Source organism: Streptomyces sp. NPDC002793, from assembly GCF_040295485.1.
Lineage (GTDB): Bacteria > Actinomycetota > Actinomycetes > Streptomycetales > Streptomycetaceae > Streptomyces.
Genome location: NZ_JBEOVL010000024.1, coordinates 28,339 through 45,807, shown reverse-complemented (window position 1 = coordinate 45,807; position 17,469 = coordinate 28,339). Strand labels below are relative to the sequence as shown.

Annotated in this window: 14 protein-coding genes; 10 read left to right on the top strand and 4 right to left on the bottom strand. The window is 70.9% G+C overall.

All coding sequences use genetic code 11. The annotated features are described in order from the left end of the window. The first annotated feature begins 1 nt into the window (after position 1). The 3 genes from ABT001_RS22905 to ABT001_RS22895 all read left to right on the top strand — a co-directional run bounded on the left by ABT001_RS22905 (position 2) and on the right by ABT001_RS22895 (position 4,650). Complete coding sequence (locus ABT001_RS22905) at positions 2–1,144, top strand: acyl-CoA dehydrogenase family protein (RefSeq protein ID WP_351280492.1); 1,143 nt, start codon at positions 2–4, stop codon at positions 1,142–1,144. An 84-nt stretch (positions 1,145–1,228) separates the two neighbouring features. Beyond that, positions 1,229–2,443 (top strand): acetyl-CoA C-acetyltransferase, encoded by a 1,215-nt coding sequence (locus ABT001_RS22900; protein ID WP_351280490.1) that lies wholly within the window; start codon positions 1,229–1,231, stop codon positions 2,441–2,443. A 35-nt stretch (positions 2,444–2,478) separates the two neighbouring features. Then, positions 2,479–4,650 carry a 3-hydroxyacyl-CoA dehydrogenase NAD-binding domain-containing protein gene (locus ABT001_RS22895; RefSeq protein ID WP_351280488.1) on the top strand — a complete coding sequence of 724 codons (2,172 nt, stop codon included), beginning with the start codon at positions 2,479–2,481 and terminating at the stop codon, positions 4,648–4,650. 36 nt (positions 4,651–4,686) lie between these two features. Here the strand turns inward: ABT001_RS22895 and ABT001_RS22890 are convergent, their stop codons facing one another. Then, the gene (locus tag ABT001_RS22890; protein WP_351280486.1) at positions 4,687–5,418 is read right to left on the bottom strand and encodes a MerR family transcriptional regulator; all 732 of its coding nucleotides are present in this window, start codon (positions 5,416–5,418) and stop codon (positions 4,687–4,689) included. A gap of 218 nt (positions 5,419–5,636) precedes the next feature. Between ABT001_RS22890 and ABT001_RS22885 the strand changes: the two genes are divergently transcribed. From ABT001_RS22885 to ABT001_RS22865, 5 genes are all read left to right on the top strand, one after another. Continuing rightward, positions 5,637–6,398, top strand: coding sequence for a TrmB family transcriptional regulator (locus ABT001_RS22885; RefSeq protein WP_351280484.1), 762 nt, complete (start codon positions 5,637–5,639; stop codon positions 6,396–6,398). After that, positions 6,368–6,760: a helix-turn-helix transcriptional regulator gene (locus tag ABT001_RS22880; protein ID WP_351280481.1), complete on the top strand. Its 393-nt coding sequence runs from the start codon at positions 6,368–6,370 to the stop codon at positions 6,758–6,760. Before ABT001_RS22885 ends, ABT001_RS22880 begins: the two co-directional genes overlap by 31 nt. Before the next feature lie 133 nt (positions 6,761–6,893). Continuing rightward, positions 6,894–9,590, top strand: coding sequence for a M4 family metallopeptidase (locus ABT001_RS22875; RefSeq protein WP_351280478.1), 2,697 nt, complete (start codon positions 6,894–6,896; stop codon positions 9,588–9,590). Positions 9,591–9,803: 213 nt separating this feature from the next. Next, the gene (locus ABT001_RS22870) at positions 9,804–11,642 is read left to right on the top strand and encodes an AMP-dependent synthetase/ligase (protein WP_351280476.1); all 1,839 of its coding nucleotides are present in this window, start codon (positions 9,804–9,806) and stop codon (positions 11,640–11,642) included. A 40-nt stretch (positions 11,643–11,682) separates the two neighbouring features. Beyond that, positions 11,683–12,159: a macro domain-containing protein gene (locus ABT001_RS22865; RefSeq protein ID WP_351280474.1), complete on the top strand. Its 477-nt coding sequence runs from the start codon at positions 11,683–11,685 to the stop codon at positions 12,157–12,159. Between the two features lie 21 nt (positions 12,160–12,180). Here the strand turns inward: ABT001_RS22865 and ABT001_RS22860 are convergent, their stop codons facing one another. After that, the gene (locus tag ABT001_RS22860) at positions 12,181–13,344 is read right to left on the bottom strand and encodes an acyl-CoA dehydrogenase family protein (RefSeq protein WP_351280472.1); all 1,164 of its coding nucleotides are present in this window, start codon (positions 13,342–13,344) and stop codon (positions 12,181–12,183) included. Between the two features lie 98 nt (positions 13,345–13,442). On the opposite strand from ABT001_RS22860, the gene ABT001_RS22855 reads away from it, so the two are divergent. Continuing rightward, on the top strand, positions 13,443–14,075 hold the full coding sequence (locus ABT001_RS22855) for a TetR/AcrR family transcriptional regulator (protein ID WP_351280636.1): 633 nt from the start codon (positions 13,443–13,445) through the stop codon (positions 14,073–14,075). Between the two features lie 6 nt (positions 14,076–14,081). Here the strand turns inward: ABT001_RS22855 and ABT001_RS22850 are convergent, their stop codons facing one another. Next, positions 14,082–15,521 (bottom strand): aldehyde dehydrogenase family protein, encoded by a 1,440-nt coding sequence (locus tag ABT001_RS22850; RefSeq protein WP_351280469.1) that lies wholly within the window; start codon positions 15,519–15,521, stop codon positions 14,082–14,084. Continuing rightward, positions 15,518–16,396, bottom strand: coding sequence for an oxygenase MpaB family protein (locus ABT001_RS22845; RefSeq protein ID WP_351280467.1), 879 nt, complete (start codon positions 16,394–16,396; stop codon positions 15,518–15,520). The genes ABT001_RS22850 and ABT001_RS22845 overlap by 4 nt, the downstream gene beginning before the upstream one ends. A 194-nt stretch (positions 16,397–16,590) precedes the next feature. On the opposite strand from ABT001_RS22845, the gene ABT001_RS22840 reads away from it, so the two are divergent. After that, on the top strand, positions 16,591–17,457 hold the full coding sequence (locus ABT001_RS22840; RefSeq protein ID WP_351280464.1) for an oxygenase MpaB family protein: 867 nt from the start codon (positions 16,591–16,593) through the stop codon (positions 17,455–17,457). The last annotated feature ends 12 nt before the right edge of the window (positions 17,458–17,469 follow it).

The window sequence follows — 17,469 nt, the reverse complement described above, 5'->3', positions numbered from 1 at the left end:
AGTGCAGCGGCAGATCTTCACCGAAGAGCACGACGCGTTCCGCGAGACCGTCCGCACCTTCCTCGACAAGGAGGTCCTCCCTCACTACGAGCAGTGGGAGAAGGACGGCATCGTCTCCCGCGACGCCTGGCTGGCGGCCGGCCGGCAGGGGCTGCTGGGCCTCGCCGTCCCCGAGGAGTACGGAGGCGGGGGCAACACCGACTTCCGCTACAGCGCCGTCATCGCGGAGGAGTTCACCCGGGCCGGGGTCGCCGGGCTGGCGCTCGGCCTGCACAACGACATCATCGGCCCCTACCTCACCGACCTCGGTACCGAGGAGCAGAAGCGGCGCTGGCTGCCCGGCTTCTGCAGCGGGGAGACCATCACCGCCATCGCCATGACGGAACCCGGGGCGGGCTCCGACCTCCAGGGCATCCGCACGAGTGCCGAGGACAAGGGCGACCACTGGCTCCTCAACGGCTCGAAGACCTTCATCTCCAACGGCATCCTTGCCGACCTGGTGATCGTCGTGGCCAAGACCTCACCCGAGGGCGGTGCGAAGGGCCTCTCGCTGCTCGTCGTGGAGCGCGGCGCCGAGGGCTTCGAGCGGGGACGCAACCTCGACAAGATCGGTCAGAAGTCCCAGGACACCGCCGAGTTGTTCTTCAACGACGTACGCGTCCCCAAGGAGAATCTCCTCGGTGAGCTCGACGGCGCGTTCATCCACCTGATGACCAATCTGGCCCAGGAACGCATGGGCATAGCGGTCGCCGGGATCGCCGCCGCCGAGTACCTCCTGGAGATCACCACCGCGTACGTCAAGGAGCGCGAGGCCTTCGGGCGTCCCCTCTCCAAACTCCAGCACATCCGCTTCGAGATCGCCGAGATGGCCACCGAGTGCGCCGTGACCCGGGCCTTCCTCGACCGGTGCATCGTCGACCACTCCGACGGGACACTCGACGCAGTCCATGCCTCGATGGCCAAGTGGTGGGCCACCGAACTGCAGAAGCGGGTCGCTGACCGCTGCCTCCAACTCCACGGCGGATACGGCTACATGATGGAATACCGCGTCGCCAAGGCCTTCACCGACGGCCGTATCCAGACCATCTACGGCGGCACGACCGAGATCATGAAGGAGATCATCGGCCGTTCGCTGCTCGCCTGACCCCAGGGCCTCTCGTCCGGATCGGTGAGCCATCCCGATCCGAACAAAAACCCCGCCCCGCACCGACCCCGAAAGGCAGCTGCCTTGAGTACCGAAGCATTCGTCTACGACGCGATCCGCACCCCGCGCGGCCGCGGCAAGGCCAACGGCGCCCTGCACGGAACCAAGCCGATCGACCTCGTCGTCGGTCTCATCCACGAGATCCGCGACCGCTTCCCCGGCCTCGACCCGGCCGCCATCGACGACATCGTCCTCGGCGTCGTCAGCCCGCTCGGTGACCAGGGCTCCGACATCGCCCGTATCGCCGCGATCGCCGCCGGACTCCCGGACTCCGTCGCGGGCGTACAGGAGAACCGCTTCTGCGCCTCCGGCCTCGAGGCCGTCAACCTGGCCGCGGCCAAGGTGCGTTCGGGCTGGGAGGACCTCGTCCTGGCCGGCGGCGTCGAATCGATGTCCCGGGTGCCCATGGGCTCCGACGGCGGCGCCTGGGCCATGGACCCGATGACCAGCTTCGAGACCGGATTCGCCCCGCAGGGCATCGGAGCCGACCTCATCGCCACCATCGAGGGCTTCTCGCGGCGCGACGTCGACGAGTACGCGGCCCTCTCCCAGGAGCGCGCCGCCGTCGCCTGGAAGGAGGAGCGCTTCGCCCGGTCCGTCGTCCCCGTCAGGGACCGCAACGGCCTCCTCGTCCTCGACCACGACGAGCACATGCGCCCCGGCACCACCGCCGACTCGCTCGCCTCGCTGAAGCCCTCGTTCGCCACGATCGGCGAGATGGGCGGCTTCGACGCCGTGGCCCTCCAGAAGTACCACTGGGTGGAGAAGATCGAGCACGTCCACCACGCGGGCAACTCCTCCGGGATCGTCGACGGCGCCGCCCTCGTCGCGATCGGGTCCAAGGAGACCGGCGAACGCTACGGACTCACCCCGCGCGCCCGGATCGTCTCCGCCGCCGTTTCCGGCTCCGAGCCGACCATCATGCTCACCGGGCCCGCCCCCGCCACCCGCAAGGCGCTGGCCAAGGCAGGGCTGACCATCGACGACATCGACCTCGTCGAGATCAACGAGGCGTTCGCCGGAGTCGTCCTGCGCTTCGCCAAGGACATGGGCCTGAGCCTCGACAAGGTCAACGTCAACGGCGGCGCCATCGCACTCGGCCACCCGCTCGGCGCGACCGGCGCGATGATCCTCGGCACCCTCATCGACGAACTGGAGCGACGGGACAAGCGCTACGGCCTCGCCACGCTCTGTGTGGGCGGCGGCATGGGCATCGCCACCGTCGTCGAGCGTCTCTGACCTTTCCCGGCCACCCCCTTACGGAGAAGAACCCCATGACCGAGAGCACGACCATCCGCTGGGAACAGGACGAGACCGGCGTCGTCACCCTCGTACTCGACGACCCCGACCAGTCCGCCAACACGATGAACCAGGGCTTCAAGGAGTCCATCGCGGCCGTCGCCGAGCGCGCCGAGGCCGAGAAGGAATCCATCCGCGGCATCATCTACACCTCCGCCAAGAAGACCTTCTTCGCGGGCGGCGACCTCAAGGACATGATCAGGATCGGCCCGGAGGACGCCCAGGCCGCGTTCGACGCCGGGACCGCCATCAAGAAGGCGCTGCGCCGGATCGAGACCCTGGGCAAGCCGGTCGTCGCCGCCATCAACGGCGCCGCGCTCGGCGGCGGTTACGAGATCGCGCTCGCCGCCCACCACCGGATCGCGCTGGACGCCCCCGGCTCCCGCATCGGGCTGCCCGAGGTCACCCTCGGCCTGCTGCCCGCCGGTGGCGGGGTCACCCGCACCGTACGGCTGATGGGCATCGCCGACGCGTTGCTGAAGGTCCTCCTCCAGGGCACCCAGTACACCCCGCGTCGGGCGCTGGACAACGGCCTCGTCCACGAGGTCGCCGCCACCCGCGAGGAGATGCTCGACAAGGCCCGCGCCTTCATCGACGCCCACCCGGAGTCCCAGCAGCCCTGGGACGTCAAGGGCTACCGGATCCCGGGCGGGACCCCGTCGAACCCGAAGTTCGCGGCCAACCTGCCCGCCTTCCCGGCGAACCTGAAGAAGCAGCTCGCCGGCGTCCCCATGCCGGCGCCCCGCAACATCATGGCCGCCGCGGTCGAGGGGTCCCAGGTGGACTTCGAGAGCGCGCAGACCATCGAGGCGCGCTACTTCACCGAGCTCGTCACCGGCCAGGTCGCGAAGAACATGATCCAGGCGTTCTTCTTCGACCTCCAGTCCGTCAACTCCGGTGCCAGCCGGCCGGAGGGCGTCGAGGAGCGCCAGGTCCGCAAGGTGGCCGTCCTCGGCGCCGGGATGATGGGAGCGGGCATCGCGTACTCCTGCGCCCGTGCCGGAATCGACGTCGTCCTCAAGGACGTCTCCGTCGAAGCGGCCGCCAAGGGCAAGGCGTACAGCGAGAAGCTCCTCGCCAAGGCGCTCTCCCGGGGCCGGACGACCGAGGCCGGGCGTGACGAGCTGCTGGCCCGCATCACCCCGACCGGTGACCCCGCCGACCTCGCGGGCTGCGACGCCGTGATCGAGGCGGTCTTCGAGGACACCGGGCTCAAGCACAAGGTGTTCCAGGAGATCCAGGACATCGTCGCTCCCGACGCGCTGCTCTGCTCCAACACCTCGACGCTGCCCATCACCGCGCTCGCCGAAGGGGTCACCCGCCCCGCGGACTTCGTCGGTCTGCACTTCTTCTCACCCGTCGACAAGATGCCGCTCGTCGAGATCATCAAGGGCGAGAGGACCGGCGACGAGGCCCTGGCACGCGCCTTCGACCTGGTGCGCAGGATCAAGAAGACCCCGATCGTCGTCAACGACTCGCGGGGCTTCTTCACCTCGCGCGTCATCGGCCACTTCATCAACGAGGGCGTCGCGATGGTCGGCGAGGGCGTCGAGCCCGCGTCGGTCGAACAGGCGGCGGCCCAGGCCGGCTACCCGGCCAAGGTGCTCTCCCTCATGGACGAGCTGACGCTCACCCTGCCCCGCAAGATCCGCGTCGAGACCCGGCGCGCCGTCGAGGAGGCGGGCGGCACCTGGGCCACGCACCCGGCGGACGAGGTCGTCGACCGCATGGTCGACGAGTTCGGACGGCCGGGGCGCAGCGGGGGAGCGGGCTTCTACGAGTACGGCGAGGACGGCGGGCGGGGTGCGCTCTGGCCGGGGCTGCGTGAGCACTTCACGAAGCCCGGCACCGACATCCCCTTCGAGGACATGAAGGAGCGCATGCTCTTCTCCGAGGCCCTGGACAGTGTCCGCTGCCTGGAGGAGAACGTCCTCATGACCGTCGCCGACGCCAACATCGGCTCCATCATGGGCATCGGCTTCCCGGCCTGGACCGGCGGCGTACTCCAGTACATCAACGGCTACGAGGGCGGGCTTCCCGGCTTCGTGGCGCGGGCCCGGCAGCTCGCGGAGCGCTACGGCGACCGTTTCCTGCCGTCGCCGCTGCTGGTGGAGAAGGCGGAGAAGGGCGAGACCTTCCACGACTGACCCGGCACGCCCCCGCGGGCCGCGTCCACCGCCTGATCACTCGGCGGTGAACGCGGCCCGCAGTTCTTCCTTCAACGACCGCTGGAAGGCGGTCAGCAGCGCCTGGAGCACCATCGGCTGCATATGGGCCGAGAGCGACTTCATCGCCTTCACGTGTTCCGGATCCGACTCCCGCTCCCGGTAGGGGGTCCACACCTCGTCCCGGAACAGCCGGGACAGTTCGTGGGCGGCCGAGCGGGTGTGCTCCAGCAGGACCGTGCGGGCGGCCAGGATGGTCTCGTGGGCGATCGGCACCTCCAGGAGCTCCACCCCGAGCCGTACCAGTCCGGGGTCCACCAGGAGGGGGCCCCCGGCCCTGCCCGGACGTTCCAGTACCCCCATGGCCGCCAGCCGGTCCACGTCCTGGTCGGTGAGGGCCCTGCCCGCCCGTCGCTCCAGCTCGGCGCGCTCCATCTCCTCGGCCGCGTCCGGCGCCCAGGACGCCACCAGGGCGCGATGGATCGCCAGATCCTGTGCGCTCAGATCGGGCGGCAGCTGTTGGAGGTAGCGCTCGATGGCGGCCAGTGTCATGCCCTGGTGCTGGAGCTCCTCGATGAGGGCCAGCCGGGAGAGGTGGTCAGGCCCGTAGTGTCCGACGCGACGGGGCCCGATCACCGGAGGCGGCAGCAGGCCCCTGGTGCTGTAGAAGCGCACGGTGCGCACGGTGACTCCCGCACGCGCCGCCAGTTCGTCGACGGTCAGTGTCGGCTCGTCGGTCCCGGTCGCCATGACTGCTCCTTGTCGCGGACAGGCCCAGTCCTGACGGGTCTGGGTCGATCTGGTGCAACAGTATTGCTGTCGCACCACTGTTGTGAAAGTGGCCCGGCGGTGCAGGCTCCTGGTCCCGAAGGCCGCCCGGAGGTGTTCGCGCACGTGGGCGCGGGTGCAGGCGGTGTGCCTGCGGATAGTGTGACCGGCGACGCGAGTACGGCAGGAAGGGGGGTCGCATGAGCGGCGGCGAGGTGGCGCGGACACGGCCCGGACGGGCGGCGGACACGGGGGAGCGCGAGGCCGGAGGGGTGAACCCCTTGCCCGCGGGCCGGTCGGAGGACTCCTCCCTGCTGACGCTGCTCGGCCTGGAGGAGGCCGAGGACCTGGTCTACCGGATGCTCGTGGACCGACCCGACTGCGAACCACCGGTCCTCGAAGGTCCGTTGAGCGGTCCCGTGGTGGCCCGGGCCCTCGAGTCGCTCGTCGAGCGCGGTCTCGCCAGCGCCGGCCGGCCTGCCGACGGCAGCACCGTCCGGTACCGGGCCGCGTCGCCGGTGCTGGCGCTCGGTTCGCTCCTGGAGTCCCGGCGGGCCGCGCTGCGCCGGGTCGAGTCATTCGTGGGTGACCTCACCGAACGGCACCGGTCCGCCCAGGCGCACGCCTCGGGGGTGCCCGTGGAAGTGCTGACCGGCCCCGCGGCGATCCGGCGCCGGCTGCTCACGATGCAGCGGCAGGCGGTGAGCGAGGTCTGCACCCTGGTCCCGACCAGGCACGCACCCGAGGTGCTCACCTACGAGGACAACCACGCGGAGGCGGACGCGGAGCTGACACGCCGCGGAGTGACCGTGCGCAGCGTGGTCGAACGCGCGGGCTGGAGCATCCACGGACGGCGGCGGTGCTGTCCTCCTGCGTCGCTCTGGGTCAGCACATCTCCGTCACGGACCGGCTGCCGATCAAGCTGGTCATCGTGGACCGGCGGGTCGCCCTGCTGCCGCTGAACCCGGAGCGGGAGGCCGAGCCGCTCGCGTTGGTCGTGCACCGGACGGGCCTGCTCACCGCCCTCTGCTCCCTGTTCGACAAGCACTTCGAGAAGGGGTGGCGGCTGAGCGGCTCCGACGCGGGCCGCCAGGACGCGCTCGCGCCGGTCGACCGGGAGATCGTGGCGCTCCTCCACATCGGCCTGACCGACGCCGCCATCGCCCGCCAGCTGGGCATGGGGCACCGCACCGTGCAGCGGCGGCTGCGAGCGCTGATGGACGAGGTCGGCGCGGCCACCCGGTTCCAGCTCGGCTGGCACGCCTCCGGCGCGGGCTGGCTCGACGCCCCGACTCCGGTGCGGCGCAGGGCATCTGAGGCGTAATTACGCCACGGCGTCTTCACGCCGCCGTCATCCCTTGTTGGCCGTCCCCGCATACCGAAGGATCGACCCCGTCAACCGGATGGGGCGTACAACAGTGCGCCTCGCCGGATGGGTGTGCGATGGGGAGGGTTCTGTGAGAACTACGAGGATCCGGCGGATGCTGGCGGCCGGTGTCGTCGTCACCGCTACCGGCTCGGCGCTGCTGGCGGCGCCCGCCTGGGCCGACGGCGCGGCGCCCGCCGCGGCCACCGCGACGGCGGACCCCGTCCCGGTCGCCCCGGCGCTGACCCAGGGACTGGACGACACGGTCCGTGAGGGCACGCCGGCCGAGGCGGCCCGAGCCCACTTGAAGGCGTTCAAGGGCACGTACGAGGTCGCCGAGAGCGACCTGAAGACGGTGAGGACCACCAAGGACGGGAAGCAGTCCTCCGTCCGCTTCCAGCAGAAGCACGACGGCGTGCCCGTGTTCGGCGCCCAGTACGCGGTGCAGACCGAGGCCGGTGACGGCGGTGTGCGGATCGCCTCGGCGACCGGCACCCTCTACACGGACCTCACGGTCTCCACCACGCCCCTGGTGGACGAAGTCACCGCGAAGCAGCGGATGTTCTCCCTCGACAGCAGCCTGGGCGGAGTCCAGGCCCGGCAGACCCGCGCGCAGGGCCTCACCGTGCTGCCCGACGCCGACGGCGGCCGGCTGGCCTGGCACTTCACCGTCACCGGAGGCAAGGCGGACGGCAGCCCGGTGCGCCAGGAGGTCTACGTCGACGCACGGGTGGGCGGCATCGCGCTCTCGTACAACAACATCGACGCCGCCGACGCCTCGCCCGCCGAAGGCACCGGCGTCCGCGTCGACGGCACCGAGGCGAAGCTGGGCGTCAACAAGGAGACGGACGGCACCTACACGCTCGTCGACTCGGCTCGTGCCATGTACGCCGAGACGGGCGGCCAGATCCGCACCTACGACGCGCAACGCGCGCACTACCAGGACCTGGTGAGCGGCCCGGTCGGCGACCGTGCCGTGCTGAGCGCATCCCCGGTCGACCGCTTCGACGGCGCCGACACCACCTCCGGCGCGGTGGACGCCCACCTCAACGCCACGAAGGTGTACGAGTACCTCCGTGACCAGCTGGACCGGGACGGCGTCGATGGCAAGGGCGGCTCGATCCACTCCGTCGTCAACGTCTCCAGCAACGGCAAGGACTACGCCAACGCCTTCTGGGACGGCTCCAAGATGGTCTACGGCCACATGGAGGGCGTCCCGCTCTCCGTCGGTCTGGACGTCGTCGGCCACGAGATGATGCACGGGGTCACCGAGCACTCCGCCGGCCTCGTCTACCTCAACCAGTCCGGTGCGCTCAACGAGGCGATATCCGACTACTTCGGCAACGCCATGGAGGTCGCCGACAAGGGCGTCGCCATGGACGACCCGGCCTCCGGCCTCGTCGGCGAGCACCTCTGCAACGGAGCCAAGCCGCTGGAGGAGTGCGCCCTGCGTGACCTCAACGACGGTCGCAGCGCGCAGAAGGACTACCTGCCGATCACCCTCGACGTCGACAACGGCGGAGTGCACTACAACTCCACCATCGTCGGCGGCGCGCTGTGGGACATGCGCAAGAGCATCGACAGCAAGCTCGCGGACCAGGTCGTCTACCGTGCCGCGGAGAACTACCTCACCCCGCTGTCCGGTTTCACCGACATGCGCAACGCCGTCACCCTCGCCGCCAAGTCCCTCCGCGTCTCCAAGGGTGACCTCGCGGCGATCGGCGCGGCCTTCGACGCCCACGGCATCGAACAGGGCTGGGAGCACAAGAGCGGCACGCACGACGGCACGGTGATCGGCGCCGACGTCCTGCCCGCCTACGAGGTCTACGGTGACATCGACGAGCAGGCCGCCCAGATCAACGGCGACGTCTACGCGATCCCGCACGGCGACGCCGTCGCCTGGGACCGCGGCAGCGAGGCCTTCGGCATCACCGTGGGCCGCTTCGGCAAGAAGCCGCAGCGTGAACTCGCCCAGAAGGACGCCCAGCTGCTCGACCCGTCCCTCGACGACGACCGCATCGTCTTCACCCGCGTCACGGCCGACAGCGTCGGCATCTACCGGTCCGGCGAGAAGGGCCAGGGCGGGATCAGGAAACTCGTCGACCTGCCCGGCGCCGACGAGTCCCAGCCGGTGACCGACGACCGTGCGCTCGCCTACATCAGCACCACCCCCGACGGCGAGCAGGACGTCATGCTCCGCAAGGCCGACGGCACCACGGTCAACGTGACCCCCGAGGCAGGCACCACGGCCACCCGGCTCGCGATGAAGCACGGCCGGATCGCCTGGACGGGCACCGGCGGCTACGTGTACCTGTACGACATCGCGTCGGGCACCACACAGAACAAGCGGATCGGCGGCTTCGTCTTCAACACCGTCACCGACATCCAGCTGACCTCCGACCGGATCTACTGGCGTGAGACGGGCGGCCTGCTCCCGAACACCAACTTCGTGTCGGCGCCGGCCGAGGACCTGTCCAAGGCGGCCAAGCTGCGCACCCCCACGGGCACCTACGTCGCCCAGTTCACGGTCAACGAGGAGTACTTCGCCTACTCGACCTACGACTTCTGGGCCGCCATGGGCTCCTGGACCGGCCCCGGCCACGTCAAGGTCTCCACGACCGCCGACATCCTGGCCGGTGTGAACGACTTCAGCCGCGTCTCCTGTTCCTCGGGCGCCCAGCTGGCTCCGTCCCTCGGTGACGGCCAGCGTGTCGCCTGGCTGGACACCACGGCCGCGGCGACGGATGTCGCGACCCGCGCGACGTTCGCCGGGAGCTGCGAGGAGTAGTCCCGAACCGCACCCGCGCCCGTGCGCCCACCGGAACTCCGGTGGGCGCACTGCTGTGTCGACGCCCTCGGGGCCCCGTCGGGAGGTTGTACCAATCAGGTTCAACAGTATTGCTGTCTCACCGATGGTGTGAAAGTCTCCGGCACCATTGAAGCGCGTCATTCCCTCCGGCGCGGGCCCGTGCGGTCCGGCCGATGGCAACAGGAGACGGCCGTGACCACCATCCTGCGAGTTCCCACCGAGAACGACCGGCTCACCCTGCCGGCCCTGCTGGCGCGTAACGCCGAGGACCACGGGGACCTGCCCGCCCTCTCGTGGCGGAGCCCGGACAGCGGCGACGGATGGACCACCCTGACCTGGCGGGAGGTGCGCCACGAGACGGCGGTGCTCGCCGCCGGATACGCCGCCCGGGGCGTCGTACGCGGCCGGCAGGTCCTCATGATGATGGGTAACCGTCCCGAACACTGGCTCAGCGACCTGGCCCTCACCCACCTCGGCGCGGTACCGGTCACCGTGTACGGCACCGCCGCCCCCGGGCAGATCGCCCACATCGCCCGGCACAGCGGCGCCCGGCTGGCGGTCGTCGAGGGAGAGGCGGAACGCGAGCGCTGGGAGCCCCTCCTCGCGGACGCCACCGTGCCCCTGGAGGAGCTCATCGTCGTGGAGCCGGAGGGCGGCGGTGGCCGCCCGACGTACGCCGCCCTCCGCGCAGCCGGGCAGAAGGCCTACGACGAGGAGGAGTTCGAGGCGGCCTGGCGTGCCTCGGGCGCCGACGACCCGCTCACGGTCGTCTACACCTCGGGTACCACAGGTGACCCCAAGGCCGTGCCGCTCACCCACCGCAGCGTGGTCGTCAACGCCCTGGCCCTGGACCGGGTGGTGGAGCTGCCGGACCACGTCGCGCACATCTGCTACCTGCCGTTCGCACACATCGCCGAGCGGATGCTCGGGATCTACCTGCCGGTCTTCCGCGCCTCGCACGTCCACCTCTGCGCCGAGACGGCTGCCGTCGCGGCGGCAGCCCGGGCGCTGCACCCCGCCCAGTTCTTCGGCGTCCCCCGGGTGTGGGAGAAGCTCGCCGCCTCCGTCAAGGCCGCGCTCGCCACCCTGCCCGAGGAGCAGCGGGCCGCGATCGAGGCGGCCGGGGACACGGCCCGCGAGCACGTGGCCTTCCGCGAGCGGGGCGAACAGCCCCCCGCGGAGCTGGAGACCGCCTACCGCCAGGCCAAGGAGACCGTCCTGGACCCGGTCCTCACCCTCGCCGGCTTCGAGCGGCTGGTGTGGACGGCCAGCGCCTCCGCGCCCATGCCACTGGACGTGGTGCGCTTCTGGGCCGGTTTCGGCATCGTCGTGATGGACGCCTGGGGACTCACCGAGACCGTCGGGGTGTGCACCACCAACAGCCCCTCCGCGTTCCGGCTCGGCTCGGTCGGCAGGCCGCTCGACGGGGTGGAGGTGAGGATCGCCGAGGACGGCGAGATCCTGGTCAGAGGCGAGACCGTGTTCCGGGGGTATCTGCGCGCCGACGGGACCGTGGACCGGGTCCTGGACGAGGACGGCTGGTTCGCGACCGGCGACATCGGGCGCCTGGACGAGGACGGATTCCTCTGGCTCACCGACCGCAAGAAGGAAATGATCATCACCTCGACGGGGAAGAACGTCTCCCCGGCGCTGGTGGAGAACGCCCTGAAGGAACACCCCCTGATCGGCCAGGCGTTCGTCCACGGCGACGGACACTCCTACCTGGTTGCCCTCCTCGTCCTCGACGCTGAGATGGCGCCCGCCTGGGCGGCGGCACGGGGTGTCGAGAACGGCGAGGACGTGGCCGCCCTCGCCGCCCATCCCGTCGTACGCGAGGAGGTGGACCGCGCCGTCCAGGCCGCCAACGCCCGGCTGAACCGCACCGAGCAGGTCAAGCACCACCGGCTGCTGGCCAGGGAATGGGGCCCCGACACCGGCGAGCTGACGCCCTCGCTGAAGCTGCGCCGCCGCGTCGTCCGCGAGCGGTACGGAAAGGTGCTGGACGCCCTCTACGAGGAGAGCGCCACCTGACCGGGGGCCGGTTGTCAGTGGGCGGACGTACGGTGAGGGCATGTCGGGGATCACCTACGTGAGAGGTGACGCCACCAGCCCTCAGGGCAAGGGCGTCAAGCTGATCGTGCACTGCTGCAACGACCTGGGCGGCTGGGGCAAGGGCTTCGTCCTCGCCCTGTCCCGCCGCTGGCCCGGGCCGGAAACCGCGTACCGCCGCTGGCACCGGGAGCGCGCGGGAAACGACTTCGGGCTGGGTGCCGTGCAGTTCGTCCAGGTCGAGCCGTACATCCGGGTGGCGAACATGGTGGGCCAGCGGGGGATACGCACCGGCGGCAAAGGGGTCCCGGTGCGTTACGAGGCGATCGACGCCGGTCTGGACAAGGTGGCCGTCGAGGCCGCCGAGATCGGGGCCTCCGTCCACATGCCGCGGATCGGCTGCGGACTGGCGGGCGGCACCTGGTCCAGGGTCGAACCCCTTGTCACCGGCCGGCTGGTGGACCGCGGCATCGAGGTGACGGTGTACGACTTCGGCTGAGTGCCGCCCTCGCGGGGTGCCCTACAGGCCGTAGCTCTTGCCGATGATGTCGCGCTGGATCTCACTCGTGCCGCCGTACACCGTCGACACCACAGCCGCCCGCAGATGGCGCTCCATGTCGTACTCCGTCGCGTAGCCGTAGCCGCCCATCATCTGCATGCCCTCCAGCGCCGCGTGCTTCGCCGTCTCGGTGGCCTTGAGTTTGGCCATGGACGCCTCGCGGGGGAACAGCCTCTCCGGTTCGGCGTCGCAGGCCGCCGCCACGTCGAAGACCAGCAGCCGTGCGCACTCGATCTCGGTGGCCAGGTCGGCCAGCCGGTGCCGCAGGGCCTGGAAGGAGCCGACGGGGCGGCCGAACTGCTCGCGTCCCCGCACGTACGCGACGGTGTCCTCCAGGATCCGCTCCGCCAGGCCCAGCATGTTCGCCGCGAGGAAGAGCCGCTCCGCGTTGAGCCCCGCCATCAGCTGGCTCCAGGCGCGGTCCGCCGTGCCGACCACGGCGTCGGCCGGCAGCCTGACATCGGTGAAGAAGACGTCGTTGACCTCGCGGCCACCCATCGTCTCGATCGGCCGTATCCCGATGCCCGGAGTCCCGGCCGGGACATGGAACATGGTGAGCCCCTCGTGCTTCGCGCCGCTCGCATCGGTCCGCGCCACCAGCAGGATGTGTTCCGCCAGATGGGCGTTGGAGATCCACGTCTTGTGACCGTTGACCAGCCAGCCGCCGTCCGGTGCGCGCTCGGCCCTGCACCGCAGCGCGCCCACGTCCGATCCGGCCTCCGGCTCCGACATCGCGATGGACAGCACCTGGCCGGCCACCGCACCACCGACCGCAGCCTTGCACTGGGCCTCGCTGCCGAAACGCTCGTACGCCTTCGCCGTGATCACCGACGTGATGAAGCCGCCGGCCGGCACGAGTCCGCGCGCCGTCTCCCGCAGGAAGAGGCAGGCGTCGGTCATCCCGCCGCCCGAGCCTCCGTAGGCCTCCGGCAGGCACACACCGAGCCAGCCGAGGTCCGCCATCCGGGCGTAGAGGGAGGGCGCGTGGGGGCCGCCCGTCTCCGAGGCCAGCGCGTCGCGCTGCTCGCGGGTGGCGCACTCGCGCCGGGCGAAGTCGCGCAGGGCCGTGACGAATGCCCGCTGCTCGGAGGAGAGCGACCGCGGGAGGGCGTGAACGGTGGACATGGATGACCTCCGGAGGAGTGGGTTACAAAGAGACTGATGAGGTAACACTGTTGCGTTATCGATATGGTTGAGTGGTGGCAGAAGAACGGGGAGGGCTCATGGCGGTACCGGGTGACAACGAGACACTGCTGGCCAGGGCGCTCGGCGAGACGCCGGCGTCCGACGCGCTGACCGAACAGATCCTGGACGCGGCACGCGAGCAGTTCATGACCTTCGGGCTGCGCCGCTCGACCGTGGATGACGTGGCCAAGCGCGCCAAGGTCTCGCGGGTCACCGTGTACCGGAGGATCGGCAACAAGGACAGCCTGGTCTCCGCCTGCCTGCTGCGGGAGTACCGCCGCTTCGTCATGGACGTGGACGACGCGGTGGCCGCCCTGCCCACCATGGAGGACCGGCTTGTCGCCGGCTTCGTCACCGTCCTCAGGCACATCCGTGAACACCCGCTGGTGGGCGGGTTGCTGAGGCTCGAACCGGAAGTCATGCTGCCCTTCCTCACCCTGGAGAGCGGCCCCGCCTTCCTCGCGATGCGCGGATATCTGGCCGACCGGCTCCGCCGGGCCCAGCGCGTCGAAGGGCGGCCGGAGACGGACCCGACCCCGGTCGCCGAGCTGATGGTGCGGATCACCGTCTCCTTCCTCCTCAACCCGCTGAGCTGCTTCGAGCTGGACGACGACGAGCAGGTGAGCGCCTTCGCGCGGCGCTATCTGGTGCCGCTGCTCAACGCCACATGACCGCCCTCAGAACCTGGAGTGCAGCTTCCTGCCCAGCTCGATCGCCCGCGCGACCTTCTCCCGGGGCGTCGTGAACGACGTCAGGTCCGCCACCGGTGCGAACCGCCGTACGGTGACCGAGTGCGGCGCCGAGAAGGCCCGCAGCCCCTCCTCCCCGTGGATCCGCCCGTACCCCGACTCGCCCGCGCCGCCGAACGGCAACGAGGGGATCGCGGCGAAACCGAGTACCGAATTCACCGACACGGCGCCGGAGTCGAGGCGCTCGGCCAGCGCGAGCCCCGCCGCCCGGGAACGGGTGAACACGGCGGCGCCCAGGGAGTACGCCGACGCGTTGGCCCGCTCCACGGCCTCGTCCATGTCGCGCACCGGGTTCACCACGACGACCGGGCCGAAGGTCTCCTCCGTCACCGCCGGTGAATCCTCCGGCACGTCCGACAGCACGACCGGTCCCGGCACACGGGCCCCCAGGGCGTCGGGACCGCCCAGCCTGGCCGTGCCGCCGTCCACCAGGGCCTGCTTGACGTGGCGTTCGACCACGTCGAGCTGGGACGGCAGGGTGAGCGGGCCGTAGGCCTCACCGGGCGTCAGCGCCCGCGCGCGGCTCACGACACGCTCGCACAGGGCCTCGTGCACCGAGGCCACCGCGTAGACCCGCTCCACGCCCGCGCAGGTCTGTCCGGCGTTGCCCATCGCGCCCCACACGATCGCGTCGGCCGCCGCGTCCAGATCGGCGTCCGCCGCGACCAGCACCGCGTCCTTGCCCCCGCACTCGGCGAGCAGCGGGGTGAGCGTGGCCGCGCAGGCCGCCGCGACCTTGCGGGCGGTGCCGGGTGAGCCCGTGAAGGCGACCTTGTCCACACCGGACGGCCCGTCCGCCCCGGCCAGCGCGGCGCCGGTGGAACCCGGCCCCGTGACCGTCCGCAGCAGACCGGCGTGGTCGGGGACGGCTTCCGCGAAGCTCCGCGCCAGCAGGACCCCGACCTCTGGCGTGAGTTCGGACGGCTTGAACACCACGGCGTTGCCCGCCGCGAGGGCGTAACCGATCGAGCCCATCGGTGTGTAGAGCGGATAGTTCCACGGCCCGATCACCCCGATCACCCCGAGCGGCCGGTACGCCAGCAGTGCCCGCTGGTGGACCGACAACAGACCGGAGGACACCCGCCGCCGTCCCAGCACCCGCCGGGCGTTGCGGGCCGCCCAGTCCAGGTGGACCGCCGTCATCAGCACCTCGGCGCGGGCGTCGTGCAGCGGTTTCCCGGTCTCGGCCGCGATCGCCTCGGCGAACTCGTCCGTGCGGCCGGCCAGCGCGCGCTTCCACCGCAGCAGCGCCGCGCGCCGCTCCCGCGCCCCGAGCGCGGCCCAGTGGCGGCCCGCGCTCCTGGCCTGTGCCACCGTGGCGCGGATGTCCTCGATGCCGTGCACCGCACGGTCCGTCTCGGTCGTCATGACTTCTCCATGGGCAGGGGTTCCAGGGGGCGGCTCCGGGCCCAGTGCGGGCCGAGGTCGTCGAGCCGGTAACCGAAGGGGTAGCTGCGTGGCCGGGGGCGGGAGGGAAGCCACCGGGGCCGGGCGGGCAGCAGCCGCACGCCGCGCGACCGGGCGCGCACCAGACGCACGGCAGCCGCCCGCGCCCAGGGTGGCTGCGCAGGGAAGCCCAGTGCCCGCAGCAGCGGCTCGTCCAGCAGGGCGAGCGAGAACCTGGCCACCAGGGGGCGCAGGGGAGCCGGGTACCAGGCGGCCATGATCCGGAAGGTGGCGTTGGCGACCCGGCGGTTCGCCGGATCGTAGGCGAACATCCGGGCCTCGTAGGAGTCGAGCAGCTCCTCGAACCCCTCGTAGGTGTCGGGAACGCCGTCGATGCCCATCATCAGCGCCATCCGCCGCCCCACCTCCGCCAGTGCCGCAACCTCCTGCGCGCACAGGGGCCGCCACCCGAACCGGTCGATCCAGCGTTTGGGGCCGACGATCGTGGTGGCCAGCACGTAGAGGTAGTCCTCGTTCGGGATGCGGTACCTGCCGTGGATCCGGTTGAGATGGCGGGCCGCGGCCTCGGCGCGCTCCGACTCGAAGCCGTCGGCCGCCATCTCGTATCCGAACAGCACGGTGTCGTCGTAGCGCTTCTGCCCGTTGCGCTCGAACTCCTGGGTGCGGTCCAGGAGTACGGGGATCCTCGGTACGCCGTAGTCGCGCAGGAAGGCGGCGCTGATGCCCTGCCGGTAGTCCCACGGGAACTCGTACTGGGACATCAGCCGCAGTATCTCCGCGTAGTCGCGGGCGGGGTCCATCCGGCGTATCTCGCGCAATCGGTTGTAACGGCCCATGGCGTGCGCCCTCCTCCGCTCAACACACGTCCTGCATAAGGCATATGGCCGGACCTCTCGCCCTGGAGAGTCAAAGTTACAAATACTATTGACTTGTTTCATGTGGCGCGTCAACACTGCTGCGGGATCGCATACTGGAACACACGCGGCCCGGCACCGGTCCGGCCGTCCCGCCGACCCTGGGGAGCACCCGCATGACCAGCGCAGCAGAGCCGGCCCCGCCCCCGCCGGGCGGCGTCCTGTGGAGCCTCGCCGGAGACGTCCGGGGACTGCTGATGCTGCCCGCCGCGCTCACCCTCCAGGTCGCCCACCCCGCCGTGGGAGCCGGGGTCGACGACCACTCGGTCTTCCGCACGGACCCCTGGGGGCGCGGCGAGCGTTCCCTGAGTTCGCTCCAGCTCTGGGTGTACGGGGGAGAGGCCGCGGCCGAGGAGGGCCGCAGGCTCAGGAAGCTGCACCGCACGATCCAGGGGACCGACACCCGCGGCCGCCGCTACCACGCGCTGGCGCCCGCGAACTACGCGTGGGTGCACGCCACCGGGTTCCCCGTCTATCAGCACGCCTCGCGATACCTGGTCCGTCCGCTCACCGAGGCCCAGGAGCGCGCCCTGTACCGCGAGTGGCTCCAGGTCGGCCGGATCCTGGGCATCCACGACCGGGACATGCCGCAGACGATCGAGGAGTTCTGGCCGTACTACCGCAGGATGCTGGCCGAGGAGGTGGAGGCCACCGTCGTCGTGCGGGAACTGGTCGCCACCGACATCCCCGTACCGCCGCCCGACCGGGGGCCCCTCGTCCTGCGGCTGCTCCTGAAGGCGCTGTGGCCGGTGCTGCTCCCGCCGCTGGCGCGGTTCCGCGGCTTCATCACCGTCGGTCTGATGCCACCGGACGCCCGCGAGGCCATCGGACTGGACTGGACCCCCGAGCAGGAACGGCGTCTGCGGCGCTTCGGTGCCGTGGTCCGGCGGATCGTGCCGCTGCTCCCCGAGCGGCTGCGCTATCTGCCGCTCGCCAGGTCGGCGCGGGCCGAGTGGCGGGCCGGCCTGAGGCGGCCGGGCTGAACCCCGTGGGCC

Excerpts from the sequence above, each read along its gene's own strand:
- ABT001_RS22895 (WP_351280488.1), top strand. The coding sequence starts at position 2,479 with ATGACCGAGAGCACGACCATCCGCTGGGAACAGGACGAGACCGGCGTC.
- ABT001_RS22890 (WP_351280486.1), bottom strand. The coding sequence starts at position 5,418 with ATGGCGACCGGGACCGACGAGCCGACACTGACCGTCGACGAACTGGCG.
- ABT001_RS22885 (WP_351280484.1), top strand. The coding sequence starts at position 5,637 with ATGAGCGGCGGCGAGGTGGCGCGGACACGGCCCGGACGGGCGGCGGAC.
- ABT001_RS22865 (WP_351280474.1), top strand. The coding sequence starts at position 11,683 with ATGTCGGGGATCACCTACGTGAGAGGTGACGCCACCAGCCCTCAGGGC.
- ABT001_RS22860 (WP_351280472.1), bottom strand. The coding sequence starts at position 13,344 with ATGTCCACCGTTCACGCCCTCCCGCGGTCGCTCTCCTCCGAGCAGCGG.
- ABT001_RS22855 (WP_351280636.1), top strand. The coding sequence starts at position 13,443 with ATGGCGGTACCGGGTGACAACGAGACACTGCTGGCCAGGGCGCTCGGC.
- ABT001_RS22850 (WP_351280469.1), bottom strand. The coding sequence starts at position 15,521 with ATGACGACCGAGACGGACCGTGCGGTGCACGGCATCGAGGACATCCGC.
- ABT001_RS22845 (WP_351280467.1), bottom strand. The coding sequence starts at position 16,396 with ATGGGCCGTTACAACCGATTGCGCGAGATACGCCGGATGGACCCCGCC.
- ABT001_RS22840 (WP_351280464.1), top strand. The coding sequence starts at position 16,591 with ATGACCAGCGCAGCAGAGCCGGCCCCGCCCCCGCCGGGCGGCGTCCTG.